We start from the raw sequence: 26,724 nt of genomic DNA, 5'->3' as shown, positions 1-26,724 counted from the left end.
GCCCTGTCGTGCACCGCTGGAAGACAAAGCCATGCCTGAAAGAGAAAAGCGCTACCGTGCCTACCACCTTTTGAGAGAACTCGATTCCTTGACCTCCTCGACCATGAACCAGATCGCCTACGGTCGTGTGGGCGGCGCCGAGTGGAAAGGGATGTGCCAGGCGCACCGCAAAGCCTTCGAGGATTGGATGACGTTCGCCGAATCGTTGCTCGAACCGGGCAGCGACAAAACCCCGGACTCTTCCTGACCTTCACGGCAGGTGCAGCACCGGTTGTCCGATTCTCCCCCTTGACCAGTCGTACGTGGTTGCGTGCTGGCAACCATCCGCTATGGTGCCACTACCAACACACATAAGACTAAAGTCGTAGGAGGCGGCATGAGAATTCGCGGTGACGTGTTCTGGTCCTGGGCAGACCCCACTCTTCATCATCGAACGCATGACGAAACGCTCGACAGCGGCTCGTGTATTGACGTGCAGGTTCGATTGTCACGAACCGGTGCGACGCAGATGTTCATCGGCCTTTACGCACCGTCCGGCATGGCCTTGCATGAGGAGGCGTTCGACTCGCGTCCAGGCGAATCGATGACCCGGGCGCTGGCCTGGGGTGTCGGACGCGCCAGGAGGGTGGCAAGCGACCCGGCATTGCAGTCCGGTGGGCGCGCCAGCAAGCCCGCAGTCGTAGCAGTCTGCGGGGGGCGTTGAGTGGTCCACGCGCATGGGGAGCGTCACCGTCTTTGGGCAGACGGTGACGTCCCGTCACGCAGGTCAGTACAACAGCACATTCACCGTGGCGATCACGGTGACCAGAAACAGCACGCCCGCCGCTATTTGTAGCAGCGTCCCGACCACGCGACCGATCCAGGCCCTGAGGGTGCCTTCAATGGCCGGAGCAGGCGGCACGTGCGCTTCACCGCTTGGCAGGGTACTCAGACGCTCGGTGCGTCCGGTAAGCCTGCTGCCGATCTTGCTCATCAGCAACGCCAGGATGAACGCGACCACGCAACCGATCAGGCCATGGCTTTGGATGGTCTGGTAGAGGCTTAGGAGCAGAAACCAGCATTGACGCAGAAACTCAGCCATGGCGGCCACGTTTGTCGGCATACGGTGGGTTTCGGTTTGCCTTGGGTCAGGGCGCCTTTCTGCCGATGACCCTGCAACAACAAACGCGATGTTTAACCCAGAATAGCTATTACTTTGGTATGTGCCAGTTTTCAGACAGTGGCCAATCGGGGACTGTAATTGACTGATGTCGTTACAGATATCCAATTAACCAGTCCAGCGGTAATTCCCAGGGCAAGAAAGCGGATGCACCAAGCAACCTCGAAGGGTAGAGTGCCTTGCACCAGTTTTTTCAAGCGAGCAGCTCCGATGTCCTGCGCCTTTACCTTCATTCAGTCTCCCGTTGGGACCCTCACGCTGGTTGCCCGAGGCGATTGCCTGGCTGCGGTGTTGTGGGAGCAGGAGCGGGAAAACCGTGTGCGTCTGGGCGCACTGCACCGGGACGATGGACATCCGACGCTACGGGAGACAGCTCGGCAGTTAGGCGAGTACTTTGCCGGCAGCCGCCAGGGTTTCGAGCTGCCGCTTGATTTTGTCGGCACGGACTTCCAGCGCCAGGTCTGGGCCGCGCTGCTGACCATCCCCTTCGGGCAGACCCGCAGCTACAGCGATATTGCCCGGCAGATCGGCAACCCAAGCGCCGTGCGGGCAGTAGGAGCGGCCAACGGACGCAACCCGATTTCGATCATCGCTCCGTGCCACCGGGTGATCGGCGCATCTGGCGGTCTGACCGGCTTCGCCGGTGGGCTGCAGGCCAAACAGTACCTGTTGGCCCTTGAAGGACGAGAGAGCCTCGCGTTGGATCTTTGAGCCCGTTCAACTCATCCAGAGCACGATCAGGCAACCAATCACCGCCGCCGCCGTCCCGACCACCAGGCTGTACTGCCGATGAGCACGCCGCGCGTAGGGTTGTGTTTCTCGCAGGAACTCGCCAGGTGTAGGAGCGTCCGGTCGGTGGCGTAGTCCTTCGGCCATCTCGGCCACTCGGCCATGAATCAACAGACCGACCAGGTAATGAGTGCAGGCATAGCAGGCCAGCGCCGTGGCTAAGTACTTCATGGCGCCAGCGCGCCCAAGGTTATGGCTTGGGCAGTCATCGACGTGGTGTCCAGCAGCACCAGCCCCTGGGCGTGCTCATCCAATGCTGCCAAGAGATTCCCTTGGGGGTCCCAGGCGGCGGAATGGCCGGCGCCGACGAAGGTATCGGCCGGCCCTACACAGTTGGCGAGCAACACCGGCATGCCCAGACGCCGGGCAACGTCCGGGTAATGCCGAAAGCCTTCGTCTATGCCCTTGGTTGTCTTGGCCACGCTGACCATATAGATGTCTGCCCCTGCCGAACGAGCCTGCTCGGCATGCTCGATGAACATCGATTCGTAGCAGATGGCCGGTGCGATGCGCTGGTTGCCCACCGTGAACACCAACGGATGCTCGCCAGCGATGAAGAATGGCAGCTCATCATCGTGCAGGCGCTGTTTGGCATAGAAGTGGGGCGGGGCGCCAGGGCGCAGGATCGGCATACCAATGCAAATCCCGGTGGGGGCCAGCAACGGTAGACCGACGGCCACCGCGATGCCATGGCGGTCACAGAGCGCTTGCAGCGGATCGAGCAGGGAGGTGTCCGATGGTTGCGCCAATTGTTGGGCCAGGGTGGGTTCATAGCCGCTCAAGGACAGCTCGGGGAATACCACCAGCTCCGCCCCGCGTGCGACTGCCTGTTCGACGCAGTAGCGGTGACGCTCCAGATTGCCCGGCAGGTCGCCCTTGCCGGAGGCCAGTTGCACAGCACACAGTTTCATGGCGATTCCATCCATGGAGAAAGCGGGAAGGCTGAGAATACTATCGGCCAGCCCGCCCAGGCCACCCCGCGCTGAAGTGATTCAGGAGGCCGGGTGCGGGGCGAAGCGCTGACGGAACCAGTCGGTGAGCATGGCTTTTTCCGCATACAGGCGATCGCTGCTGCTGGCCTGGCGGCCGGGGCGGCTGAGGTACATCTTGTCGCTGACGCGCTCCTGGGCGTGTTTTTCCGGTTGCCCGGGCTGGACGAGGGTGTAGCTCAGGTCGATGCTGGGCCAGGTGATCTCGCGCATGAAGCGCACATCGTAGGCCCGGCTGTGCCACGGCTCGAAGCGCCCGGCCAGGTCGATGTCGCGCACATCGATGCGCAGTTGCTGCCCAGGTTGCAGATAGCGCTGGCCGAGCCTGTGCAGATGCTCGGTGAGGGTCTTGATGACGTACGCATCAGCGCCCCGTTCGTAGCCATGGCTATCGAGGCTGGCATCGCGGAACTGCTCGGGATGATCGAAATGCACGTCCACCTGCGCGGTTGGTGTGCCTTGTGCCATGCTGTTGGAGGCCAGCAGCATCAAGACATAGGAGAGGGTGGTACGCATGATGCACCTCTACGGGCACGGACGGATCGCCTCTCTATTTTACGCCTGCCGCTGGGACAGCAGCAGAGGGTGGAAGCAATGAGCCGTTTTCGGCGGGTGAGTGCCAATAACCGTGGCCGCGATCTGGCCGTGGGCGACATCCATGGTCATTTCGAGCGGTTGCAGCGATGCCTGGACGAGGTGGGATTCGATCCTGAGGTGGATCGGCTGTTCAGCGTGGGCGATCTGGTGGACCGGGGGCCGGCCAGCGAGCAGGCGCTGGACTGGTTGGCGCAACCCTGGTTCCACGCGGTACAGGGCAACCATGAGGCGCTCGCCATCGCCCACCTGCGCGGTGGCAGAGTCGATCTGGAGATGTACCGCTCTGCAGGCGGGGGCTGGTTTCTCGACCTTCCTCGTGCCGAACAACAACGCTACGTCGAAGGCTTCGCGCAGATGCCAGTGGCGATCGAGGTGCAGACGTCGCTTGGGCTGATCGGCCTCTTGCATGCCGATAGCCCATTTCCCGAATGGTCGACGCTCAAGGCTTTTCTAGAGGCTATGGACGATCCTGAAGTCCGAGAAGTCTGCCAATGGTCGCGTCGACGCCTGCGTGAGGGCGACACCGAGCCGGTCGGTGGCTTGCGCGCCTTGCTGGTCGGCCATACCCCAGTGCTGCGGGTCAAGCAGTTGGGCAACGTCTGGCACCTGGACACCGGCGGCTGGGCCAGCGGCTTTTTCAGTGTGGTGGACCTCAGGACGCTGAGCGTGATCAACCCCAGGCCAGGCGCATGAGCACCGCGCTGGCCAGCAGAATCAACAGCACACCGGAAGCACGCTCCAGCCACGGCAAGACTTGGGCGAAGCGCCGCAGCCCCCGGCGATTGCCGATGGCCACCGCCACCAGCAGGTCCCAGCCCAGCACGATTGTGAACATCCACACACCATAGACGAGCTTCCAGCCCGCGCTGCTGGCTGCGAGCATGCTTGCCAGGCTTGCATAGAACAGAGCGTTCTTCGGGTTGAGGATGCCCGAGGTGAAGCCCATTCCCAGGTTCTGTACCCAGCCGTGACCAATACCGACCTCGGCCGATTGCAGGTCGCTGCGCCCGGCATGGCGCAGGAACAGCCCGCCGATATACAGCAAGTAGGCACAGCCGGCCAGTTGCAACGCGATGAACAGCGCGCTGCCCTCCTGCAGAATGGAGACGCCGGTAAAGGCTATGGCGATGAATACGCCGTTGGCCAGGGCGATCCCCAGGCAAGCACCGCTCGCGGTGCGCCAGCCGGCGGTGGCCGAGGCGCGAGCGACGAGGAAGAAATCGGGACCAGGGGAGAGCAGGGCCAGGAAATGGGCTGCGGCGACGACGAGAAATTGCTCCATGGGTAGGCTTCTGTGGCAAGGAAAGCCGCAGTCTGTCGTCCCAAGCCTTGGGCGGTATTGAAGATAATTGCACGGCGTGTGCTCCAGCGCGCGGAGCGGGTGGGTAGGTTTACCCGCGTGCCCCGACGCCATGTCGATATTGTCCGGGGGTCATGCCCGCGTGCGCCTTGAACACCCGCTGGAAGTGGCTCTGGTCGGCAAAGCCCAGGCGATAAGCCACCTGCGCAAGGTCCTGGCCTTGGCCGAGCAACCCCCGCGCCCGGTTGACCCGCTCATTGAGCAGGTAGGCGTGTGGTGTGAGCCCCGTCGCGGCGCGGAACGCCCGGATCAACTGGTATCGCCCCAACCCGACGTGCCCGGCCAGATGCTCCAGGCTGATTTCGGCCAGCTCGCACGTCTGCAGCATGGCAATCAGCTCGCGCAGGGCTGGGGCGCTCAAGGCAGGGGGCGGGGCAGCATCCAGCGTCGCATGCGCTGCAAAGTCGTGGTCACCGATGAAGGCCACCAACGCGGCTTCCTTCTGCGAGGGTGCCGCGTCGGAAAACAACAATGCATTGAGCTGGCAGAACTGCCGATACACTTCAGCCGAACGCGTGATTCGCGCAGGCGCTCCAGGCTCGGCAGCGCTAACGCCTGACTCCAGTCGCAGGCGTCCCAGCCACTGCGCATCCACATGCACCATCTGATAGCTCCAGGCCTGGCCTGACTCGGGATTGCAGGCATGCACCCGCTGTGCCGGGACCAGTACCAAGGTGCCGGGCGTCAGGCGCGCCTGGCCGTCGCCCGCGCCGGTGAACCAGCTGAGGCCGGCATCTACCGCACCGATGGAGAACGTCGGATGGCTATGGGCCTTGTAGCAGGCGCGGCTATGGCAGGCGCGCCGGCTTTCCACGAAGGGCAGGGCCGGGTCGCGCCAGATTTCGCTGTTCGATAGGGTCATGCAGGGCCTGCTTCGCCGAGTGCCGGAGCACGCAGTCTAAACTGCTGGCCACTGTTCCGGCCATTCACTGCGCCACTGTACTTGACGCAATGCACACCCGGCGCGAGGCTGCCGAGGTCCCGAAGGAGAAGAAAAATGGACCTGTCGAGCTTGCTGCTGTTCATCCCCGCCTGTTTCGCCCTGAACATGGCGCCTGGCCCCAACAACCTGTTGTCGCTGCACAACGCCAGCCGCTATGGCCTGCGCACCGCCTGCATGGCCGGCATCGGCCGGTTGCTCGCCTTCAGCGGCATGATCGCCCTGGCTGCCATGGGCTTGGCGGTGGTGTTGCACACCAGCGAATACCTGTTCCTGATCATCAAGGTGCTGGGCGCAGCGTACCTGTTCTACATCGCCTGGCAGCTGTGGCGGGCGCCGGTGGGTGAGGCGGTCGTGGCGAGTGACCATCCACGGGGTACCTGGCGCCTGGCCCGTCAGGAGTTCTGGGTGGCAGCGGGCAACCCGAAAGCCATCCTGATCTTCACTGCATTCCTGCCGCAGTTCGTCTCGGTGGGCAGTGCCATGCCGGTCGCCGAGCAATTCCTCTGGCTGGGCGTTATGTTCCTGCTGCTGGAATGGGCGGCCATCGCGATCTATGCGGGCCTTGGGGCGTACATGCAGCGCTGGTTCGAGCGCCCAGGGCCGCGCCGGGTGTTCAACCGGGTCAGTGCGTCGTTGTTGGGGTGTGCGGGGTTGGGGCTTTTGGCGGCGCGGCGCTGAGGTCAATCGCGATAGAACGTCTGCACCAGGTGATACCCAAACTTGGTCTTGATCGGCCCATGCACCACGCGCAGGGCCTTCTTGAAGATCACCTGGTCGATGGCGCCCACCAACTGGCCTGGGCGGACTTCGCCCAGGTCGCCGCCGCGTTTGCCCGAGGGGCAGGTGGAGAATTTCTTGGCCAGCACGTCGAAGGCTTCGCCCTTGGCGATCCGTTGCTTGAGCTGTTCGGCTTCGGCAGCGGTCTTGACCAGGATGTGGCGGGCTTGGGCTTTCATGGGACACCTGTGCTTCGGGCAAAAAAGGGCGCCATTATGCCTGATCGCGCAGCTCTGCGCGGTCTCGGAATTGCGCCAGGGCTTCGGGGTTGGCCAGGGCGTCGGTGTTCTTCACCGGCAGGCCATGGACCACGTTGCGGATGGCCAGCTCCACCAGCTTGCCGCTGATGGTGCGCGGGATGTCGGTGACCTGAACGATCACGGCCGGAACATGACGGGGCGTGGTGTATTGACGGATCACCTGGCGAATGTGCTGGCGTAGGGCATCGTCCAGTTGCAGCCCCTCGCGCAGGCGCACGAACAGGACTACGCGCACGTCGTTGTGCCAGTCCTGGCCGATGGCGACGCTTTCGACCACTTCTTCGACCTTTTCTACCTGGCGGTAGATTTCCGCCGTGCCGATGCGCACACCGCCGGGGTTGAGCACCGCGTCCGAACGGCCATGGATGATCATGCCGCCCTCAGCGTTCTGCTCGGCGTAATCGCCCTGGGCCCAGACGCCGGGGTACTGACTGAAGTAGGCATCGTGGTAGCGGCTGCCGTCGTTGTCACCCCAGAAGCCCACTGGCATGGACGGGAAGTTGCGGGTGCAGACCAGCTCGCCTTTCTCGCCGATCACGGGCTGGCCGTGCTCGTTCCACACCTCCACAGCCATGCCCAGGCCTTTGCACTGGATCTCGCCACGGCGTACCGGCAGCACGGGGTTGCCGAGCACGAAGCACGAGACGATGTCGGTGCCGCCAGACATCGAAGCCAGGCACAGGTCGGGTTTGATCTTGCGGTAAACGTAGTCGTAGCTGTGGGGCGAGAGCGGTGAGCCGGTGGACATGATCAGGCGCAGGCTGTTCAGGCGATGGCTTTTGGCAGGCTCGAGGCCTTCCTGCTCCAGGGCGGCCAGGTATTTGGCGCTGGTGCCGAAAGCGTGGATGCGTTCGGCGTCGATCAGGTCGAGCAGACGCTGTGGGCCTGGGTGGAAGGGCGAGCCATCGTACAGCACCAGGGTGGCGCCGACCGCCAGGCCGCTGGCTAGCCAGTTCCACATCATCCACCCGCAAGTGGTGTAGTAGAACAAGACGTCGTCGGCCTTGAGGTCGTTGTGCAGGCCGTGCTCCTTCAGGTGTTGCAGCAGTACGCCGCCGGCGCGGTGGACGATGCACTTGGGCACGCCGGTGGTGCCGCTGGAGTAGAGGATGTACAGCGGGTGGTCGAACGGCAGGGCGGTAAAGCGCGGTTCACCACCGGGTTGGTAGAAGTCGCCCCACAGGCTGACGCGCGGGGCAACGAACTCTTCGCGGCGGGTATGCGAGCGGGTGTAGGGCACCACCAGCAGGTGTTCGAGCTGAGGCAGTTGGGCGGTGACCTGGTTGATCTTTTCGACTTGGTCGATGGTCTTGCCGGCGTACTGGTAGCCGGCGCAGGCGATCAGAAGCTTTGGGGCGATCTGACCGAAGCGGTCGATGATGCCGTGAAGGCCGAACTCCGGTGACGAACTGGACCAGATCGCGCCGAGGCTGGTGCAGGCGAGCATGGCGACCAAGGTTTCCCAGGTGTTGGGCATCACCGAAGCGATTCGGTCGCCGGCCTGGATGCCCAGGGCCTGCAGGGCTTTCTGCATGCCGGCCACATGGGCCGCCAATTGTGCGTGGCTCAGCACCTGGCGCTGGCCGTCCTCGCGTACGGCGACCACGGCGGGGCGGTCATCGCGCCGCATCAGCAGGTGTTCGGCGTAGTTCAAGGTGGCACCGGGGAACCAGTGCGCATCCGGCATCTGTGGACCTTCGCTGAGGGCCTGGGCGGGCGGGGTGTGCCACTGGACGTGGAAATAGTCGGAAAGGGTCTGCCAGAAAGCCGGGCGTTGCTCGATGCTCCAGCGGTGCAGCGCGGCGTAGTCATTGAGCTGGAGGTTGTAGCGCAGGTTTACTTGGCGGCGGAAGACGTCCATCCGGCTGGCCTGGATCTGCGCCGTGGAGGGGCGCCAGAGCACATCGTTCATGCCGAAACCTCCCACTTTCGATGGAATCCAGAGCCTGTAGGAGCGGGCGAATCCGCTCCTGCAGGGGCTGCGCCTAAAGTGCCGATGCGCAGCCAAATGGCTTTGGCTTTTACTCCACTTTAGCCTTTTGTACGTCCGGCGATGCCGACCAGATGCGATAACGCACTTCGATGTCCTTGGGCACGTACAGCACGACCGGCAGCTTGCTGTTGTAACGCAACATGAAGCCTTCACCGACCACCGGCACGAAGGCCTCGGTCTTCTTGCCGTCCGGGCAGGCCATCAGTGTGCTGGCGGGGCCACCGACTTTTTCCAGCCGGTAGTAGCTGTAGCCCCAGCCTTCGAGGTTGTGTTCCTCGAGGCTGCCGGCCAGGCGCTGGCGGTTGCAATCGACGGTGAGGGTCTTGCCGGCGAGGATTTCCAGTTGGTAGGCCGACTCGTCGGTTTGGGCCGGCAGGTGGATGACCTGCCGGGTGAAGCCTTTTTCCGCCTCAGGGTAGGGCGCGACGTCTTTGAGCCCGGCGGCCATCACAGGCGCGGCGGCGGCCAAGGTCAGGGAAACAATCGCGGTCAGTGGGAATGGGCGCATAGGGCCTCCTTGCAATTGAAAACGAATGCAAGACCGCGCCAGATCCCGGCTGCCCCTCACTGGGCCAGCCAACCGCCATCGACGTTCCAGGCGGCGCCACGGACCTGGCTACCGGCCTCGCTGCACAGGAACAATACCAGCTCTCCCAAGTGCTGGGGCGTTACAAAGGCCACGGAAGGCTGCTTTTCGGCCAAAAGATCGTGCTGCGCTTGCTGAGGGTCGACACCGGCTGCGGCGCGGTCGTCGATCTGTTTCTGCACCAGAGGGGTCAGTACCCAGCCGGGGCAGATGGCGTTGCACGTGACGTTGCTGGTGGCCGTTTCCAGGCCTACGACTTTGGTCAGGCCAACCACTGCGTGCTTGGCAGCCACGTAGGCGGCCTTGCCGGTGGACCCCACCAGGCCGTGCACCGAGGCAATGTTGACGATCCGCCCCCAGCCACGTGCCCGCATGCCCGGCAAGGCAAGCCGGATGCCGTGGAAGACAGCCGAAAGGTTCAGCGCGATGATCTTGTCCCAGGTCTGCACAGGGAACTGCTCCACCGGCGCCACGTGCTGGATGCCCGCGTTGTTGACCAGGATGTCCACGCCGCCGAACTCGCGCTCGGCCAGGGCGAACAGCGCCTCGATCTGGGCCACGTCAGACAGGTCCGCGGGGTGGTGGATCACCTTGACCCCGTGGCGGGCGATTTCGGCGAGTGCCGAGGCCGGGTCGCCGAAGCCATTGAGCAGGATATTCGCCCCAGCGCCGGCCAGCACCTGGGCGATACCCAGGCCAATGCCGCTGGTGGAGCCGGTGACCAGTGCTGTCTTGCCTTTGAGCGTCATGCAGATCTCCTTAGACGATGCCGGTGGCGTAGAAGGTGGCGATGACCACGAAAACTGCCAGGGTCTTGATCAGGGTAATACCGAAAATGTCCTTGTAGGCCTCGCGGTGGGTCAGCCCGGTGACCGCCAGCAAGGTGATCACCGCGCCGTTGTGCGGCAAGGTATCCATGCCGCCGCTGGCCATGGCGGCCACACGGTGCAGGACCTCCAGCGGGATGTTCGCGGCGTGGGCTGCGGCGATGAAACTTTCGCTCATGGCCGCCAGGGCGATGCTCATGCCTCCGGAGGCGGAGCCGGTGATGCCGGCGAGAAAGGTGACGGTCACAGCCTCATTGACCAGGGGATTTGGGATGGCGCGCAGGGCATCGGCCAATACCAGAAAGCCCGGTAGCGAGGCGATCACCGCGCCGAAGCCATACTCCGAGGCGGTATTCATGGCCGCCAACAGCGCACCGCTGACGGCGCTCTTGGTGCCCTCGGCCAAGCGTTGGCGGATGGCGCCGAAGGCGCATACCAGCACCATCAGGATGCCCACCAGCAAGGCCGCCTGCACTGCCCAGATCGCGGTGAGCTTGGCCACATCGCTTTGCACCGGCGCACTCATGCCTGGCAGCTGCAACGTATGCGTGGCGCCATACCAGTGAGGAATCCAGTGGGTGAACACCAGGTTCATCACGCCCACCATCACCAAAGGCGACAACGCCAGCCAAGGGTTGGGCAGGGCCAGGTCGTCGGCGGTTTCCGGTTCGTTGCGCAGGTCATTGCCATAGCCTTCGCCGGCGCGCTGTGCCTTGTTGCGCTGGCGGCGCAGGTAAAGCATGCCGACGCTGAACACGAACAGTGTGCCGATCAGCCCCAGCCAGGGCGCGGCCCAGGCCGTGGTGTTGAAAAAGGTGCTGGGGATGATGTTCTGGATCTGCGGGGTGCCGGGCAGGGCGTCCATGGTGAAAGAGAACGCGCCCAAGGCGATGGTCGCCGGGATCAGGCGTTTGGGAATGTTGCTCTGGCGGAACATCTCGGCCGCGAACGGGTACACCGCGAACACCACCACGAACAACGATACGCCGCCGTAGGTGAGCAGCGCGCACACCAGAACGATCACCAGCATGGCCTGGCGTGTGCCCAGCAAGCCAATGGCGGCGGCGACGATCGAGCGCGAGAAGCCGGAGAGTTCGATCAGCTTGCCGAACACAGCACCGAGCAAGAACACCGGGAAGTACAACTTGATGAAGCCGACCATTTTTTCCATGAACACGCCCGTGAAGGTCGGGGCCACAGCCGCAGGGTCGGTGAGCAGGACAGCGCCGAGGGCGGCAATGGGGGCGAAGAGAATGACGCTGTAGCCGCGATAGGCAGCCAACATCAACAGGGCCAGGGCAGCGAGGGCGATGAGCACAGTCATCGAGGGTGTCTCCAAGTCGTTGTTTTTATGGTTGACCGAGGAGATAGCGGGATTCGTGCCAGATTTGTAACGTATTGATTTGTAAGTGTTTTATCGAATTATTGCCTGCAGGTGTCTCACAATCGAGACGGTTGGGGCTGCTGCACAGCCTGTCGCAGGCGTTGCCAACGCCCACAACAGGTGGCGCTTCGTCTCTCTCTGCAGGCGCTGGCGAGGCCTGCAATGGACCGCAAAAACGGTCTTACAACAATGTCTCTAGCTAGAGACTTAGGTCTCTTTACAGAGACTGAACCCCCAAGGCGATCATCTTCTTGTACAGCGTAGACCGCCCCAACCCCAGCGCCTTCGCGGCCTGCGGTACATTCCCGGCGCAACTGGCCAGGGCATCGGCGATCAATTTGCGCTCGAATGCCTCGCACGCCTCCCGATACCCCTCAGGTACTGCACCCGCTGGCGCGACGGGGCTCAACGGCCCCAGCGCCGAGCGCACATCGTCCACTCCCAGGCGCGGCTGATCCGCCAGCAGCGTCGCACGCTCCAGCACATTGCGCAGTTCACGGATATTGCCAGGCCAGGCGTGGCGTGCCAGCAATGCCTGGGCGTCGGGCTCGAGCTCGTACTGAGTGCCAAGCTCGGCCAGGATTGCCTCGCACAGCGCCGGCAGATCGCCCAGGCGTTCGCGCAGGGGCGGTACCTCGATGGGCAGCACGTTGAGCCGGTAGTACAGGTCGGCGCGAAACGCGCCGCTGGCCATGGCCGCCTGCAGATCGATGGAGGTGGCGGCAATGATGCGTACGTCGCTGCGCAGCATCTGGTTTGAGCCGACCGGTTCGTATTCCTTCTCCTGCAATACCCGCAGCAGCTTGCTTTGCAGGGCCAATGGCATATCGCCGATCTCGTCGAGAAACAGCGTACCGCCCTCGGCCAATTGCAGCTTGCCGCTGCGCCCCTTGCGGTCGGCCCCGGTGAAGGCGCCAGGAGCGGTGCCGAAGAATTCGGCCTCCAGCAGCGTTTCGGGAATGGCCGCGCTGTTGACGCTGACGAACGCCTTGTGCGCCCGGGCCGAGGCAGCATGGATGGCATGGGCCAGCAGCTCCTTGCCGGTGCCGGTTTCGCCCAGTAGCAATACCGGGGAATCGCTGCCTGCACCACGGCGCGCCCTGCGCTTGGCCTCCAGGCTCGCGGCGCTGGTGCCGACGAACTGGGCGAAGCTGTACTTGGCCTGGCGTGCGCGCAGTTGCGAGCGGGTCGAGGCCAGTTCCTGCTGCATGCTCGCGTAGCGCTTGAGCAGCGGGGAGAGGCTGCGCAGTTCATCGAACAGGGCAAAGCCGATGGCGCCGATCAGCTCGTCGCGATCGTCATGGATGGGCAGGCGCATCACCACCAGCGGCTCGTTGGGTGTGTCGAGCATGTCCAGCAGGATCGGCCGGCCATTGCTTACCACATCGCGCATCAGGCTGCCCGGGATCACCGCCTCGCAGGGCTGGCCAATGGCGCTGGCCGCATCGGGCAGGCCGAAACGCCGGGCGTAGCGCTCGTTCATCCAGACGATCCGTGCCTGGCGATCGACGATCACCGTGCCTTCGCTGGACTGCTCGATGATCTCGAACAGCGAGCGGATCGCCAGTTGCCGAACCTGGGGATAGTCCTTGAGGCTGTCGCTTTCTTGCATGGGCTGGGCCTTTGAAATGCAGTGGCGGTGATTATGACGACTGTCGGCCAGACTGGCGAAGACCCATCGACCGCTAGGCCCGTGGATCGAACGCCTCACGCAGCGCATCGCCAATGAACACCAGCAACGACAAGATCAACGCCAGGGCAAAGAATGCGGTAAAGCCCAGCCATGGCGCCTCCAGATGCTGCTTGCCCTGGGTCACCAGCTCCCCCAGCGAAGCGCTGCCCGCCGGCATGCCGAAGCCAAGAAAATCCAGGGCGGTGAGGGTGGTGATAGCCCCGGTGAGCATGAACGGCACGTAGGTGAGCGTGGCCGTCATCGCGTTGGGCAGAATATGCCTGAGCATCACTTGCCCGTCCGACAGCCCCAGGGCACGCGCGGCCTTGACGTACTCCAGGTTGCGCCCGCGTAGGAATTCGGCGCGTACCACATCCACCAAGGTCAGCCAGGAAAACAGCGCCATGATCCCCAGGAGCCACCAGAAGTCCGGCTCGACAAAGCCACTGAGGATGATCAACAGGTACAGCACCGGCAAACCCGACCAGACCTCCAGCAAACGCTGGCCCAACAAATCCACCCAGCCACCGTAGTACCCCTGCACGGCCCCAGCGGCAATGCCGATCAGTACGCTGAGCACGGTCAAGGCGAAGGCGAACAACAGCGATACCCGTGTGCCGTACAGCACCCTGGCGAGCACATCGCGCCCTTGATCGTCGGTGCCGAGCCAGTTGCTGGTGCTGGGCGGGCTGGGGGTAGGCACCTGCAGGTCGTAGTTGGGCGTGTCGGCACTGAAAGGGATCGGCGCGAACAGCATCCAGCCGCCTTGGCCTGCGATCAACTGGCGTACGTAAGCGCTGCGGTAATCGGGCTGGAACGGCAACTGGCCACCGAACTGTTGCTCGGTGTAACGCTTGAGTGCCGGCGTGTACAGCTCGCCTTTGTAGACGAGCAGCAGCGGTTTGTCGTTGGCCACCAGTTCCGCGCCCAGGCTGAGCACCAGGATAGCGGCGAACAGCCACAGCGAGCACCAACCCAGGCGATTGCGCCGGAAACAGCGCCAACGACGAAGCGCGACGGGCGAAAACATCAGCGGCCCCTTGCATCGAAATCGATGCGCGGGTCGAGCACGGTATAGCTCAGGTCACCGATCAAGCGAATCAACAGCCCTGCCAGGGTGAAGATGAACAGGGTGCCGAACACCACCGGATAATCCCGCGAGACCGCGGCCTCATAGCTCAGTCGGCCCAGGCCATCGAGGGAGAAGATCACCTCGATCAGCAAGGAGCCGGCGAAGAACACCGTGATCAACGCCTGGGGCAGCCCGGCCAGCACCAGCAGCATGGCGTTGCGCAGTACATGCCCGTACAGCACCCGGCGCTCGCTCAGGCCCTTGGCCCGCGCGGTGATCACGTACTGGCGGGAGATCTCGTCGAGAAAGGCATTCTTGGTCAGCAAAGTGAGGGTGGCGAAGCCGCCGATCACCAACGCCCCGACCGGCAGCACCAAGTGCCAGAAATAGTCGGCGACCTTGCCCAGCAGGCTGAGCTGGTCGAAGTTCTCCGAGACCAGCCCGCGCACCGGGAACCAGTTCAGCGAGGTGCCACCGGCGAACAGCACGATCAACAGCAAGGCGAACAGGAACGAGGGCAGGGCATAACCGATGACGATCAGCGCGCTGCTCCAGGCATCGAAGCGGCTACCGTGGCGCACGGCCTTGCGGATACCCAGCGGTATCGACACCAGGTAAGTGATCAAAGTGGCCCACAAGCCGAGCGAGACCGTCACTGGCAGTTTGTCGAGAATCAGGTCGGTGACCTTGGCGCCGCGGAAGAAGCTTTGGCCGAAGTCCAGTCGAGCGTATTGGCCCAGCATCAGCCACAGGCGTTCGGGGGCCGACTTGTCGAAGCCATACTGGCGCTTGATCTCTTCGATGAGTTTGGGGTCCAGGCCGCGGCTTGCGCGGGACTCGCCATGCACAGTCTCGACCCGCGCCCCCGGCGTGCCGCCACCGATACCTTGCAGACGCGCCACGGCCTGTTCCACCGGCCCGCCGGGGGCGGCCTGGACGATCACGAAGTTGACCAGCAGGATCGCCAGCAAAGTCGGGATGATCAGCAACAGGCGACGCAGGATATAGGCTGTCATGGGCTGGCCTTCTGGCGCTCGGCCATCTGTGCGTTGGTCAGCGGCGTCGGGCTGATCTCCCACCAAGTATCCAGGCCTTCATCGTAGGCCGGCTGGACCTTGGGCAGGCCGAAGCGGTTCCACCAGACGGTCGAACTGCCCGGTGGGTAGTAGTTGGGAATCCAGTAGTAGTTCCATTGCAGCACCCGGTCCAGAGCATGGGCGTGGCGCAGCATGTCGGGCTGGGTGTCGGCCCGCACGAGGCCGTCGAGCAGGGTATCGACGGCCGGGTCGCGCAGCACCATGAAATTGTTCGACCCGGGGTCTTCGGCCGAGGCCGAGCCGAAGTAGTTGTACAACTCGCTGCCCGGGGAGAGCGTGACCGGATAGCCGGTGACGATCATGTCGTAGTCGCGGGCCATCAGGCGGTTGACGTACTGGGCGGAGTCGACATTGCGGATGTTCAGGGTGATGCCGATCTGCGCCAGGTTGCGTTTCCAGGGCAGCAGCAGGCGTTCGAGCCCCGACTGGCCATTGAGAAAGGTGAAGCTCAGCGGCTCACCGTTGGCGTTCACCAACCGATCACCGTCGGGGCGCCAGCCGGCGGCCTCGAGCAGGGCCAGGGCCTGCAGCTGTTGGGGGCGGATGATGCCCGAACCGTCGGTCACCGGCGCGCTATAGACCTGGCTGAAGACTTCATCGGGGATTTGGCCGCGCAACGGTTCGAGCAGTTTCAGTTCCTGGGCGTCGGGCAAGGCGCGGGCGGCCAGCGGGGTATTGGAGAACACGCTTTGCTGACGGATGTACAGGTTGCGCATCATCTGCCGGTTGCTCCATTCGAAGTCCCAGAGCATGGCCAGTGCCTGGCGCACGCGCCGATCCTGGAACATCGGCTGCTTCAGGTTGAACACGAAGCCCTGGGCCGTCTGAGGCTTGGACGGGCCGAGGTGGGCGCGTTGCAGGCGCCCATCGTCCAGCGCGTCACCCTTGTAGCCCAAGGTGAAGGCCGTGGCGGAGAACTCGCGGTTGTAGTCGAACCCGCCGCCGCGCAACACCTGGCGGGCGACTTCTGTGTCGCCGAAATACTCGATGCGGATGCTTTGGAAATTGTAGCGGCCTCGACTGGCCGGCAGGCTGGCGGCCCACCAGGTGGGGTCGCGCTCGAACGTGATGCTGCGGCCATTGTCGATCCGGCCGATGCGGTAGGGCCCGCTGCCGACGGGTCTGTCGAAGCCGGCGCCGTTGGCGAAATCGCGGTGCTGCCAGTCGTGCTCGGGCAGCACCGGGAGGGTGGCGAGGTCCAGGGCCAAGGTGCGGCCATGGGGTTGTTTGAAATCGAAACGCACCTGCCGCGGACCCTCGATCGTGAGCTGGGTGACCTCGGCGAACTGGGTGCGATAGCGCAGACTGCCTTTGTTCATCAGCAGGTCGAAGGTAAAGCGCACGTCCTCGGCGCGCACCGGCTTGCCATCGGCGAACGTCGCGCGCGGGTCGATCTCAACGCGCAGCCAGGCGTCCTCTGGGCCACGCTCCATGCGCCGAGCAATCAAACCATAGACGGTGTAGGGCTCATCGAATGAGCGCTGCGCCAGAGGCGCATACAACCAGCCATCGACTTCGCTGACACCGATGCCTTTATCGATGTACGGCAGGACATGGTCGAACTGCCCGATCTCCAGGGCTGAACGCCGCAGGCTGCCACCCTTGGGGGCATCGGGGTTGACGTAGTCGAAGTGGCGGAAGGATTCGGGATAACGCGGGGCCTCACCGTAGGCAGTGAGTGCGTGGGTGGGGGCGGCGTGGGCTGCGAGGGCCGTGCACAGCAAGAGCAGACCCCACATGCACTGTGGGAGCAGGCTTGCCCGCGAAGGCGTCCGTGCTGGCAACCCGGTTGCCGACGGGACGACGTTCGCGGGCAAGCCCGCGCCCACAGAGGACATCACCGGGACCGCAGGCTCAGTCCTGACGGCTGGTCACTTCGAGCAGGTGGTAGCCGAACTGGGTCTTGACCGGGCCTTGCACGGTGTTGACCGGGGCGCTGAAGACGACGGTGTCGAATTCCTTGACCATCTGGCCTGGGCCGAAGGAGCCCAGGTCGCCGCCTTGGCGGCTGGATGGGCAAGTGGAGTTGGCCTTGGCGACTTCGGCGAAGTCGGCACCAGCTTCGATCTGTGCTTTGAGTTCGTTGCACTTCTCGAGGCTGCTGACCAGGATGTGGCGGGCGGTGGCACGGGCCATGGGGGGACTACTCCTTGGGTGAAAAAAACAAGCCTAGCGCACTTGTTTGGCAAATGTCTCGCCAGGCTTGGTGTTCCTGTCACAAACGCTCGGCCGCCCGGCGCAGCAGCGCCTCGGTGGCGTCCCAACCCAGGCAGCCGTCGGTGATCGACACGCCGTACTTGAGCGGGCCCTTGCCCAGGGCCTGACAGCCATCGAACAGGTGGCCTTCGAGCATCATGCCGATGATCGCCCGGTCACCCTGCAGGCGCTGCTCCAGCACATCCTCGAATACCGCAGGCTGGCGGGCCGGGTCCTTGCTGCTGTTGGCGTGGCTGCAATCGACCAGGACACGCCCGGTCAGGCCGGCCTTGGACAGGCCCTGGCGTGCCTGGGCAATGCTCGTGGCATCGTAGTTCGGGCCCTGGTGGCCGCCGCGCAGGACCAGGTGGGTGTCAGGGTTGCCCAAGGTTTCGATGATCGCCGGGTAGCCTTGGGCATCCATGCCGAAATGGCGGTGCGGGTGGGCGGCGCTGCGCATGGCGTCGCAGGCGATGCCGACGCCCCCCTCGGTGCCATTCTTGAAGCCCACGGGCAGTGCCAGGCCGCTGACCATTTCGCGGTGGATCTGCGATTCGGTGGTACGCGCGCCGATGGCGGCCCAGCTGAGCAGGTCGTCGAAGTAGCCGGCGGCCATCGGTTGCAGCAACTCGGTGGCGATTGGCAGGCCGCGCTCGATCATGTTCAGTATCAGCCCGCGAGACAGCGCGAGGCCGCCATGCATGTCATCGCTGCCGTCCAGGTGCGGATCGTAGGCCAGGCCTTTCCAGCCGACCGTGGTACGGGGTTTTTCGACGTAGGCGCGCATCACCAGCAGCAGTTTGTCATCGACTTCGCGGCTCAGGGCGGCCAGGCGGTCGGCGTATTCCAGGGCCGAACGTGGATCATGGATCGAGCATGGGCCGACGATCACCAGCAGGCGCGGGTCGAGGCCGTCGAGGATGGCGCGCACGGCTTGGCGATGTTGCTGGACTTGCTGGGTCAGGGCAGTGCTCAGCGGCATTTGCTGCTTGAGCAGGTGCGGTGAGGGCAGACGTTGGCTGACGGCGGTGTTGGCAGCCTGGGGTTGGGTCAGGGGCAGGGCGAGGTTCGACGATTGCATGGCGTTTTTCCCTGGGCGGACGGCGGGTTCAGGCCCGCGTGGTCGGCCCTATCGAGGTGTTCGACAGATATTCGGTTTATGACTGCGTGCAGCATTGCCACCAGTGGACGACCGAACGGAGGCGGCAGGCTGGCCCGAACGGGATTGGCTAAATCGCCAGGCGTAGGTGTCGGCGTAGTAATAAGCGATGGTGTTCATGTCTGTTTCCTCAATGTGAATCGGTGTTTTCTAGAAGCCTGAAACGCAAAACCCCCGGTCGGGGGGCCGACCGGGGGTTTGAGTATTCTCGTGTTCGGCGGCCCCTCGAAGGTGGGCGCCGTGTGGGTATCAGCGGCGCCTAGTGGCTAAACCAATACCCAAAATAAAAGCTGGCAACGGCCTGGCAGCCAGCAACGGCCAGCACTGGGCGCGCGGTGCGACCGGTGAGGTTGGCGTGGTTGCGGATGCTGTGGGTCATGTTGCTCTCCAATGAATGAGCCCGAGCTTACTGCACCTCAAACAGGATGTTCAATGACTAAATGCTATGGCTCCGATCATTTTTGCAGCCCATCCAAGGCTCGGTCAGCAAGCGGAGCTGGCGAAGCCTGCGATGGGCCGCATCCCTCTATGAAACTCAAAGGGCGTAATGCTTGAGTTCCCGCGCAATCAGCATTCTCTGGATCTCGCTCGACCCCTCGTAGATCTGCGTGATCCGCGCATCACGGTAGTAACGCTCAACCGGATAGTCCTCCAGATAGCCGTAGCCGCCATGCACCTGGATGGCCATGGAGCACACGCGCTCGGCCATTTCCGAGGCGAACAGCTTGGCCTGGGAGGCTTCGGACAGACACGGCTTGCCGGCACTGCGCAGGCGTGCGGCATGCAGGATCAACAGGCGCGTAGCGTTGATCTGCACCTGCATGTCCGCCAGCAGGTTGGCGATGCTCTGGTGTTCGTTGATCGGCTTGCCGAACTGAATGCGGTCGCGCGAATAGACCAGGGCCGCTTCGAATGCCGCCCGGGCGATACCCAGCGCCTGCGCTGCGATGCCGATGCGTCCGCCCTCGAGATTGGACAATGCGATGGCCAGGCCCTTGCCCCGTTCGCCCAGGATGTTGGCGGCGGGGATACGGCAATTGTCGAGGGTCACCGCGCAGGTATCGGAGGCGCGGATCCCCATCTTGTGCTCGCTGCGGTCCACCTTGAAACCCGGGTTGTCGGTCGGCACCAGGAAGGCCGACAGGCCTTTCTTGCCAGCCTCAGGGTCGGTCACGGCAAAGACGATGGCCAGCCCTGCGCGGCGGGCATTGCTGACGAACTGCTTGGCGCCGTTGATGACCCAATGGCCGTCGACCAGCTCCGCGCGGGTGCGCAGGTTGTGGGCTTCGGAACCGGCCTGGGGCTCGGTGAGGCAGAAGCAGCCGATCACCTCGCCGCTGGCCAGGCGCGGCAGCCAGGCCTGTTGCTGTTCGGGCGTGCCATAAGCCAGCAGCGGGCCACAGCCAACCGAGTTGTGGATGCTCATCATCGCGCCGGTGGCGCCGTCACCAGCGGCGATCTCTTCCACGGCCAGGGCATAGGCCACGTAGTCGGTATAGCTACCACCGAAGCCTTCCGGCACGACCATGCCGAGCAGGCCCAGCTCGCCCATCTTGCGCACCACGGCATCGTCGATCCAGGCGGCCTTTTCCCAGGCCTGGGCATTGGGCGCGATTTCGCCACGGGCAAAATCCCGGGCCATGTCGCGGATCATGATCTGCTCTTCGCTCAGTTCCAGGTCTTGCATCTGTGTACTCCCCGGCTCACAGGCCTTCGAAGAATTGGTTCACCCGCTTGGGATCGAGCCCGGTGAGGGTCGGCGGGTTCCAGCGTGGCTGCTTGTCCTTGTCGATGATCAGGGCGCGCACGCCCTCGATGATGTCGCCGTACTCGAACCACTGACGGTCCAGGTGCAGCTCCATTGCAAAGCATTCCTCCAGGCTCAGGTGGCGGCCGCGACGCAGCATCTCCAATGTAACGGCCATGGCCAGGGGCGAGCGGCTTTCCAGCTGATCGGCGGTGGCCAAGGCCCATTGGTGGCTGTCGCCGATGCTCACGGTGCGCAGTTGCTCGAGCATGCTGGGCACGTCGGGCAGGGCGAAGAAATGGTCGATCACAGGGCGCAAACGGGCCAGCGGGGCATCGTCGAGTGTCTGGGTACCGAGCTTGGCCAGCAGGCCCTGGAGGTCCTTGAGGGGGTGGTCGCCGAATGTCAGTTTGTCCAGGCCAGCGTCCAGGGCGGCGATCTTGTCGCTCTCCAGGAACCAGTCGGCCAGGCCACAGTACAGCGCGTCGGCGGCCTGGATCTGTGCGCCGCTCACGCCCAGGTAGGTGCCCAGCTCGCCGGGTACGCGCGAAAGGAAGTAACTGCCGCCGACATCGGGGAAATAACCGATGGCCACTTCCGGCATGCCCAGGCGGCTGCGCTCGGTGACGACGCGCATGTCGGCGCCTTGGGCCAGGCCCATGCCTCCGCCGAGGGTGAAGCCGTCCATCAGAACCAGCACCGGCTTGCGGTAGTGGTGGATGCACAGGTCGAGGGCATATTCCTCGACGAAGAAGTCTTGATACAGGCTGCTGCCGGCCCTGTAGCTGTCGTGCAGCGAGCGGATGTCGCCGCCGGCGCAGAAGCCCTTGGGCCCTTCGCCGCGCAGCACCACGGCATGGACCTGGGGATCGGCCGCCCATTGGTCCAGGTGATGCTGCAGGCTGCGCACCATGTCGAGGGTGAGGGCGTTGAGGCCGGCAGGGCGGTTGAGCGTCAGATGGCCGATGTGATTGCGGATTTCGGCCAGGACATGGGCCTCGGAATGAGCGTGCGCGGTCATGATCGCGGTCTCCCTGCTTTGTTATTGATTTTCCAAGTGAAGTCTGGAAGTTGCGCTGGAGGATCGCAGGATCCTGTCATGCGAATATGCCATGCACAATTGGTAAATCTGCAGTGGGTTTCTGCATTTTTACCTGATGCGCTGCTTCCAGAGGCGTTTCTCCACAGCAAGCAGGGCCGTCTCAGTCGCCGGTCGCTTGCTTCGGGGTGTTGCCTGCAACCTCGGTTTGCGGCCGTGTGCGGCTGACCCACCAGCCGAACACGGCGGCGGTGAAGAACATGATCAGGCTATAGAGCGCTGCAGGCACGGCCATGGTCGGGTTGTTGAGCAGCGACGGGCTCAAGGCCAGCGCGATGGCCAGGGTACCGTTATGGATGCCGATTTCCATGCCGATAGCGATCGCCTGACGCCGTGGAATGTTCAGCAGACGCGGGACCCAGTAGCCCACGCCGAGGCTCAGCAGGTTGAACAGCAGCGCCGCGCCACCGACCACCGGCGCGTACTGGACGACGGTCTGCCAGTCCTTGGCCAAGGCCAGCGCGATGGTGAAGGCCAGAAACAGCGCTGCCACCAGTTTCATGGGTTTTTCCATCCGGGCGGCGAATGTGGGCGCGGCGCGGCGGATCAGCATGCCCAAGGCGACCGGCAGCAGGACAATGGCGAACACCTGCATGACTTTGGCAAATTGCAGGGGAATGGCCTGGTCCGAGGCCATGAACCAGGCCAGCGACAGATTCACCAGCAGCGGCATGGTCAGGATGGCGATCAGCGAGTTGACCGCCGTGAGGGTGATGTTCAATGCCACATCGCCGTGGGCCAGATGACTGAACAGGTTGGCCGTGGTCCCGCCCGGGGAGGCGGCCAGCAGCATCAGGCCTACCGCCAGGGCCGACTCGAGGCCAAAACCATTGGCGATCAGAAAACACACCAGCGGCAGCAGCACGATCTGGCAGGCCAGGCCGATGATCACAGGTCTTGGGTATTTCACCACCCGGGTGAAATCGGCCAGGGTCAACGACAACCCCAGACCCAGCATGATGATCCCCAGGGCGATGGGCAGGATAGCGGTGAGCAACGGCGAGGCGGTCATGGTGGCATTCCTTTGGCAAGTTCAAAGGAGTCTAGCCGCAAGTTGGCGACAGCCCGATTGCAGGCCAAACGGCGATCACCGAGGCGATTTGCCGCTTGAAGCTTGCCTGCCGCCCCTCTAGCATGCCCGTTTTTACCGAGGATTAGCCCCCTATGCCGTTCCAGCAAGGTCTGCTCGCCAAACCCGTGCCGGCCCACGCCCGTCACCTGTTCTTCTCCCTGCACTCGGTCGAGGCGCTGCCCGCCGTGCTGGACGCCTTGCTGCCGCAAGTCGATGGGCAGAGCTTGATCCTTGGTGTGGGTACCCCCTTGGTCAAGGCGCTGGGCCGCGACGTACCGGGCCTGCGTGCCTTCCCGCAGTTGGATGCCGTGGTCGAGAACCCCAGCACCCAGCACGCCCTGTGGTTGTGGTTGCGCGGCGCGGAGCGAGGCGAGCTGTTCCTGCAGGCCCAGGCGTTGGAGCAGACGTTGGCCCCGGCGCTGCGCCTGGTCGATAGCGTCGACGGTTTCCTGCACCGCGGTGGCCATGACCTGAGCGGCTATGAAGACGGCACCGAGAACCCGGTGGATGACGACGCCGTCGAGGCTGCCATCGTCGCCAGCGAGCAGCCGGGTCTTGCCGGCTCCAGCTTTGCTGCGTTCCAGCTGTGGAAGCACGACCTGAACTACTTCAAGTCGCTGCCCCAGCAAGAGCAGGACAACATCATTGGCCGTCGCATGAGCGACAACGAAGAGCTGGATGACGCCCCCGCATCGGCCCACGTCAAACGCACCGCCCAGGAAAGCTTCGCCCCCGAAGCGTTCGTCGTGCGTCGCTCGGTGGCCTGGGCGGACGAGCGTGGCGCCGGCCTTGCCTTCGTGGCCCTGGGCCATTCGCTGGATGCCTTCGAGGTGCAGCTGCGACGCATGAGCGGGCTGGAGGATGGCATCATCGATGGCCTGTACCGCTTCAGCCGTCCGCTGACCGGTGGCTACTACTGGTGCCCGCCGATGGGCGAGGCGGGGCTGGATCTGAGCCTGTTGCTGCAGGCCTGACGGCAATGGCCGCCGGCGAAGCCCGGCGGCCTTTCGTTACGCGCATCCTCCATCGGTGAATTGCGCCTCTTCGCACTCTCTAGCGGCTTCCCCCTGCACAGAAACAAGCTTGGCGCGCCAAATAAGCGCTCGCCGCTTATTTAATGCCACCGGTCTGGCAAGTGTCCTAATAAAGCGAATCCCCTTAAGTGGCCGTACTCCCACGTTATGTACGGCCCGGCGCCGTGCATCCCTTCAGCCACAAAGGTGAAAGACCATGGCTAACAAAGAGACCAGCAAAAGCGGCAGCCAGGGCGGATCGAAAAACCCAGGCAACTTCGCTAACGACCGGGAGAAAGCCTCCGAAGCCGGCCGCAAAGGCGGGCAGCAATCCGGCGGTGGCCGGTCGAGCGACTCCAGCCGCAAGGGCGGCCGCTCGTAAGCAAGGCAACGCAGTGCCGGGCCTGCCTGGCACTGCGATCAACTGGCCAGGAGGACACGCCATGCGAATAGCTCCAATGCTTTGCCTGTTGGGCGGCCTGACGCTGCTCGGCGGCTGTTTCGATCGCGACGACGACCACCCGGCGAAGGATGCTGACCCCAGCAAGCCTTCGTTGCAAATGCAACAACCTGACAAGTCGGCCACCGAGCCTGCTCCCCAATCGCAACCGATGCCATCCCAGGATCCAGACAATTGATCGCGAGGAGTAAGGCATGAGGGTGATGACCTGCGAGACCACCGTCCCGGTGATGCCGGCCCCGAGCCAGAGCCTGGAGCGGCGCTACCAGGCCTTGTTGGCGGGGCGATGCACCGATGGCCAGCAGTGGCTGGAAGACCAACTCGATCGCGCCGACGCGCTGTCGGATGATCTGCCTGCTTCTCCTGCGCAGCTGGACCACTGGTCCGCCTGCCGTGCCGCCAGCGTGGCCGAGCAGTACGCGCTGTATCTTCAGGCACGGCGTCAAGGGGGGCCGCGCCGATACTTTGCCAATCGATCCCAGGCTTTGTGGTTTTTGCAACAGGTTGCGCCGACCAAGGCTGTCGACGGTGCTTGGCTGCAGGGTGTCCTGCATCATTGGCATGACCCGCGCTACCACGGCCTCATTCGTACCTACCTCGAAGAACTCGGCGAGGGCGACCCGCGTTGTAATCACGTGCTGATCTACCAGCGGCTGCTCAGTCGTGTGGGGTGTCAGGAGCTGTTGCCCTTGCCCTCGGCGCGTTATCTGCAGGGCGCTTTGCAATTGGCTTTGGGACAGCACTTCGATGCCTTCCTGCCTGAGGTGATCGGCTACAACCTGGGCTACGAGCAACCCCCGTTGCACCTGTTGATCACCACCCATGAACTGGCGGAATTGGGCATCGATGGCCACTATTTTCAGCTGCATGTGACCATCGACAATGCCGCCAGCGGTCATGCCCGCAAGGCGATCCATGCGCTACGCCAACTCTGGCCGGGGCAAGAGGGTGAGGCGTTCTACCGACGCGTCCGGCGTGGCTATCGCCTGAACGACCTGGACACCGACACGCCCAGCCTGATCGCCAGCTTCGACCTGGAGGGCGAACTGCTCGCTGCCTTGGAGCGCAAGCGCCTGTTCGGTCAGCGCATGCATTCAGACCATTGCCGGTTGCAGGGGCGCACCCTCAACCAGTGGCTGAGCGCTCCGGGCGCCATGCCGGGCTTGCTCAAAGCGTTCGAGCAGCACGGTTGGGTGCGCCGCGGCAAAGATCCAGCCAACAGCCGCTTGTGGAAATTGATCGAGGGGCCTGACGCGGCCATGTTCGGCGTGTTCAGCGCCTACGAGAAGCAACTGTGGCACGACTGGATCGCCCAGCACTGGGAAGGCAACGCTGTGCGTCGCGTACTGCCAGGCAGTTGGCAGCTCGACTTCGCTCCGGATGATGCGTCGCTCGACCAGGCGCCGGTGCAAGACCTGATTGCGCGCATGGCCGGCAATGGCCACGCCTCGCCCGAGGGGCTGCGCGCCACCCGCGCCTACATCCAGGCCACTGGCCTTGCCCAGGAGGAGCCCTACTGATGCAACTGAACCCGGAACAGGTCCAGGCCGATCAAGCCCTGCTGCAACTGGGGCGGCGCCTGCGCGCGGACGGTTATCGCTTCACCTGCGTGACCCCTGCAACCCATGCCCGCAACAACGCCCGTGAAGGCAGCGAGCGGGCCCGCACGCTGCGCGACGTCTTCGGTTGGAGCCGGCCATTTGCGCCTGGGTTGATCTCGGCCGATGAGTTGCAGCAGTTGCAGGCGGCCCAAGTGTTGACGGGCGAGGGCGATCTGCTGCGCAGCACCGTGCGCTGGTCGAGCCTGGACGACTTGCTGCTGGTGCATTCGGCGTTTCCCACCGACGCCAGTGATGCGGTGTTCTTCGGCCCGGACAGCTACCGCTTCGCCCAGGTCATTCATGACCACCTGCAGCGCACCCCGAAACCCGTGCAACATGCCGTGGACATCGGCTGCGGCACCGGCGTCGGCGCCTTGCTCATCGCCCGTGCCGCGCAGCATGCGCAGGTCAGCGCGGTGGACATCAACCCGCTGGCCTTGCGCTACACCGCCATCAACGCGGCGCTGGCCGGTGTGGGCAATCTCTCGGTGGAGCCGAGCGACCTACTCGACGGTATCAGCGGCACATTCGACCTGATCGTGGCCAACCCGCCTTATATGCTCGATGCCAGCGAACGCGTGTATCGCCATGGTGGCGGGGCGCTGGGCGCGCAGTTGTCCTTGCGCATCGTCGAACAGGCATGTGAGCGCCTCAGTCCAGCAGGCACTTTGCTGCTCTATACGGGGGTGGCCATCGTCGAGGGACGCGATGCCTTGCTCGAAGCCATCCGCCTGCGCCTGGCAGGGCCGCAATGGAGCTGGGTATACCGGGAAGTGGATCCGGACGTGTTCGGCGAACAATTGCTGGAACCGGGCTACGAACGGGTCGAGCGTATCGCCGCGGTGGCCCTGACCGTGACACGCAATGGGTGA

At 63.9% G+C, this 26,724-nt stretch carries 30 protein-coding genes; 10 read left to right on the top strand and 20 right to left on the bottom strand.

Annotated elements, in window-relative coordinates; genetic code table 11:
• The first annotated feature begins 31 nt into the window (after positions 1-31).
• Together AB1N67_RS12450 and AB1N67_RS12445 are read left to right on the top strand one after the other, a co-directional pair.
• On the top strand, positions 32-247 hold the full coding sequence (locus AB1N67_RS12450) for a hypothetical protein (RefSeq protein WP_043211886.1): 216 nt from the start codon (positions 32-34) through the stop codon (positions 245-247).
• Positions 248-376: 129 nt separating this feature from the next.
• Positions 377-703, top strand: a complete 327-nt coding sequence (locus tag AB1N67_RS12445) for a hypothetical protein (protein WP_052352471.1) — start codon at positions 377-379, stop codon at positions 701-703.
• A gap of 63 nt (positions 704-766) precedes the next feature.
• Here AB1N67_RS12445 and AB1N67_RS12440 read toward each other — a convergent pair whose 3' ends face one another.
• Positions 767-1,081 (bottom strand): hypothetical protein, encoded by a 315-nt coding sequence (locus AB1N67_RS12440; protein WP_253131710.1) that lies wholly within the window; start codon positions 1,079-1,081, stop codon positions 767-769.
• A 288-nt stretch (positions 1,082-1,369) separates the two neighbouring features.
• Between AB1N67_RS12440 and AB1N67_RS12435 the strand changes: the two genes are divergently transcribed.
• Complete coding sequence (locus tag AB1N67_RS12435; RefSeq protein WP_043211889.1) at positions 1,370-1,870, top strand: methylated-DNA--[protein]-cysteine S-methyltransferase; 501 nt, start codon at positions 1,370-1,372, stop codon at positions 1,868-1,870.
• Positions 1,871-1,876: 6 nt separating this feature from the next.
• Here AB1N67_RS12435 and AB1N67_RS12430 read toward each other — a convergent pair whose 3' ends face one another.
• From AB1N67_RS12430 to AB1N67_RS12420, 3 genes are all read right to left on the bottom strand, one after another.
• Positions 1,877-2,119: a hypothetical protein gene (locus AB1N67_RS12430; RefSeq protein ID WP_080642107.1), complete on the bottom strand. Its 243-nt coding sequence runs from the start codon at positions 2,117-2,119 to the stop codon at positions 1,877-1,879.
• Positions 2,116-2,859 (bottom strand): carbon-nitrogen hydrolase family protein, encoded by a 744-nt coding sequence (locus AB1N67_RS12425; RefSeq protein ID WP_102082065.1) that lies wholly within the window; start codon positions 2,857-2,859, stop codon positions 2,116-2,118. Before AB1N67_RS12425 ends, AB1N67_RS12430 begins: the two co-directional genes overlap by 4 nt.
• Positions 2,860-2,940: 81 nt before the next feature.
• Entirely contained in the window at positions 2,941-3,453 is a 513-nt protein-coding gene (locus AB1N67_RS12420) for a DUF3016 domain-containing protein (RefSeq protein WP_182943171.1), read from the bottom strand.
• A gap of 78 nt (positions 3,454-3,531) precedes the next feature.
• On the opposite strand from AB1N67_RS12420, the gene AB1N67_RS12415 reads away from it, so the two are divergent.
• On the top strand, positions 3,532-4,227 hold the full coding sequence (locus AB1N67_RS12415) for a metallophosphoesterase (RefSeq protein WP_367863015.1): 696 nt from the start codon (positions 3,532-3,534) through the stop codon (positions 4,225-4,227).
• On the opposite strand, the gene AB1N67_RS12410 is transcribed toward AB1N67_RS12415, so the two are convergent.
• Entirely contained in the window at positions 4,205-4,816 is a 612-nt protein-coding gene (locus AB1N67_RS12410; protein WP_367863014.1) for a LysE family translocator, read from the bottom strand. The two genes, AB1N67_RS12415 and AB1N67_RS12410, sit on opposite strands and share 23 nt — an antisense overlap.
• Before the next feature lie 109 nt (positions 4,817-4,925).
• Entirely contained in the window at positions 4,926-5,756 is an 831-nt protein-coding gene (locus AB1N67_RS12405) for an AraC family transcriptional regulator (RefSeq protein ID WP_102082063.1), read from the bottom strand.
• 135 nt (positions 5,757-5,891) lie between these two features.
• On the opposite strand from AB1N67_RS12405, the gene AB1N67_RS12400 reads away from it, so the two are divergent.
• Complete coding sequence (locus AB1N67_RS12400) at positions 5,892-6,515, top strand: LysE family translocator (protein ID WP_043211899.1); 624 nt, start codon at positions 5,892-5,894, stop codon at positions 6,513-6,515.
• A 2-nt stretch (positions 6,516-6,517) separates the two neighbouring features.
• Here AB1N67_RS12400 and AB1N67_RS12395 read toward each other — a convergent pair whose 3' ends face one another.
• The 14 genes from AB1N67_RS12395 to AB1N67_RS12330 form a co-directional block, all read right to left on the bottom strand.
• A complete protein-coding gene (locus tag AB1N67_RS12395) occupies positions 6,518-6,793 on the bottom strand; it encodes a peptidylprolyl isomerase (protein WP_043211902.1) in 276 nt (91 codons plus the stop codon).
• A gap of 34 nt (positions 6,794-6,827) precedes the next feature.
• Positions 6,828-8,786, bottom strand: coding sequence for an acetoacetate--CoA ligase (locus AB1N67_RS12390; protein WP_367863013.1), 1,959 nt, complete (start codon positions 8,784-8,786; stop codon positions 6,828-6,830).
• A 109-nt stretch (positions 8,787-8,895) separates the two neighbouring features.
• Positions 8,896-9,375: a serine protease inhibitor ecotin gene (gene eco, locus AB1N67_RS12385; RefSeq protein WP_197852913.1), complete on the bottom strand. Its 480-nt coding sequence runs from the start codon at positions 9,373-9,375 to the stop codon at positions 8,896-8,898.
• Between the two features lie 56 nt (positions 9,376-9,431).
• Positions 9,432-10,202 carry a 3-hydroxybutyrate dehydrogenase gene (hbdH, locus tag AB1N67_RS12380; RefSeq protein WP_367863012.1) on the bottom strand — a complete coding sequence of 257 codons (771 nt, stop codon included), beginning with the start codon at positions 10,200-10,202 and terminating at the stop codon, positions 9,432-9,434.
• A gap of 10 nt (positions 10,203-10,212) precedes the next feature.
• Complete coding sequence (locus AB1N67_RS12375) at positions 10,213-11,604, bottom strand: GntP family permease (protein ID WP_367863011.1); 1,392 nt, start codon at positions 11,602-11,604, stop codon at positions 10,213-10,215.
• A 277-nt stretch (positions 11,605-11,881) separates the two neighbouring features.
• Positions 11,882-13,276: a sigma-54 interaction domain-containing protein gene (locus tag AB1N67_RS12370; RefSeq protein WP_367863010.1), complete on the bottom strand. Its 1,395-nt coding sequence runs from the start codon at positions 13,274-13,276 to the stop codon at positions 11,882-11,884.
• Positions 13,277-13,349: 73 nt separating this feature from the next.
• A complete protein-coding gene (locus tag AB1N67_RS12365; protein ID WP_043214529.1) occupies positions 13,350-14,366 on the bottom strand; it encodes an ABC transporter permease in 1,017 nt (338 codons plus the stop codon).
• A complete protein-coding gene (locus AB1N67_RS12360) occupies positions 14,366-15,424 on the bottom strand; it encodes a microcin C ABC transporter permease YejB (protein ID WP_090342928.1) in 1,059 nt (352 codons plus the stop codon). The genes AB1N67_RS12365 and AB1N67_RS12360 overlap by 1 nt, the downstream gene beginning before the upstream one ends.
• Entirely contained in the window at positions 15,421-17,343 is a 1,923-nt protein-coding gene (locus tag AB1N67_RS12355; protein ID WP_182943179.1) for an extracellular solute-binding protein, read from the bottom strand. The genes AB1N67_RS12360 and AB1N67_RS12355 overlap by 4 nt, the downstream gene beginning before the upstream one ends.
• 16 nt (positions 17,344-17,359) lie before the next feature.
• Positions 17,360-17,641, bottom strand: coding sequence for a peptidylprolyl isomerase (locus tag AB1N67_RS12350; protein WP_043214523.1), 282 nt, complete (start codon positions 17,639-17,641; stop codon positions 17,360-17,362).
• A gap of 79 nt (positions 17,642-17,720) precedes the next feature.
• Entirely contained in the window at positions 17,721-18,782 is a 1,062-nt protein-coding gene (locus tag AB1N67_RS12345) for a 3-deoxy-7-phosphoheptulonate synthase (RefSeq protein WP_367863009.1), read from the bottom strand.
• A 613-nt stretch (positions 18,783-19,395) separates the two neighbouring features.
• Positions 19,396-20,547, bottom strand: coding sequence for an acyl-CoA dehydrogenase family protein (locus AB1N67_RS12340; protein ID WP_317847892.1), 1,152 nt, complete (start codon positions 20,545-20,547; stop codon positions 19,396-19,398).
• Positions 20,548-20,563: 16 nt separating this feature from the next.
• Positions 20,564-21,628, bottom strand: coding sequence for an enoyl-CoA hydratase/isomerase family protein (locus AB1N67_RS12335; protein ID WP_182815164.1), 1,065 nt, complete (start codon positions 21,626-21,628; stop codon positions 20,564-20,566).
• Positions 21,629-21,809: 181 nt separating this feature from the next.
• The gene (locus tag AB1N67_RS12330) at positions 21,810-22,718 is read right to left on the bottom strand and encodes a bile acid:sodium symporter family protein (RefSeq protein WP_090342920.1); all 909 of its coding nucleotides are present in this window, start codon (positions 22,716-22,718) and stop codon (positions 21,810-21,812) included.
• 152 nt (positions 22,719-22,870) lie between these two features.
• On the opposite strand from AB1N67_RS12330, the gene AB1N67_RS12325 reads away from it, so the two are divergent.
• From AB1N67_RS12325 to AB1N67_RS12305, 5 genes are all read left to right on the top strand, one after another.
• Positions 22,871-23,752, top strand: a complete 882-nt coding sequence (locus AB1N67_RS12325; protein WP_043214515.1) for a Dyp-type peroxidase — start codon at positions 22,871-22,873, stop codon at positions 23,750-23,752.
• 256 nt (positions 23,753-24,008) lie between these two features.
• Positions 24,009-24,173, top strand: coding sequence for a KGG domain-containing protein (locus tag AB1N67_RS12320; RefSeq protein WP_043214513.1), 165 nt, complete (start codon positions 24,009-24,011; stop codon positions 24,171-24,173).
• A 61-nt stretch (positions 24,174-24,234) separates the two neighbouring features.
• Positions 24,235-24,429, top strand: a complete 195-nt coding sequence (locus AB1N67_RS12315; protein WP_043214511.1) for a hypothetical protein — start codon at positions 24,235-24,237, stop codon at positions 24,427-24,429.
• Between the two features lie 16 nt (positions 24,430-24,445).
• Positions 24,446-25,771: an iron-containing redox enzyme family protein gene (locus tag AB1N67_RS12310; protein WP_367863008.1), complete on the top strand. Its 1,326-nt coding sequence runs from the start codon at positions 24,446-24,448 to the stop codon at positions 25,769-25,771.
• On the top strand, positions 25,771-26,724 hold the full coding sequence (locus tag AB1N67_RS12305; RefSeq protein ID WP_043214506.1) for a class I SAM-dependent methyltransferase: 954 nt from the start codon (positions 25,771-25,773) through the stop codon (positions 26,722-26,724). The genes AB1N67_RS12310 and AB1N67_RS12305 overlap by 1 nt, the downstream gene beginning before the upstream one ends.

Origin of the sequence: Pseudomonas guariconensis, from assembly GCF_040822035.1 — a bacterium.
Lineage (GTDB): Bacteria > Pseudomonadota > Gammaproteobacteria > Pseudomonadales > Pseudomonadaceae > Aquipseudomonas > Aquipseudomonas guariconensis.
The sequence above is the reverse complement of the archived record's forward strand: the minus strand, read 5'-3'. Positions and strand labels throughout refer to the sequence as shown.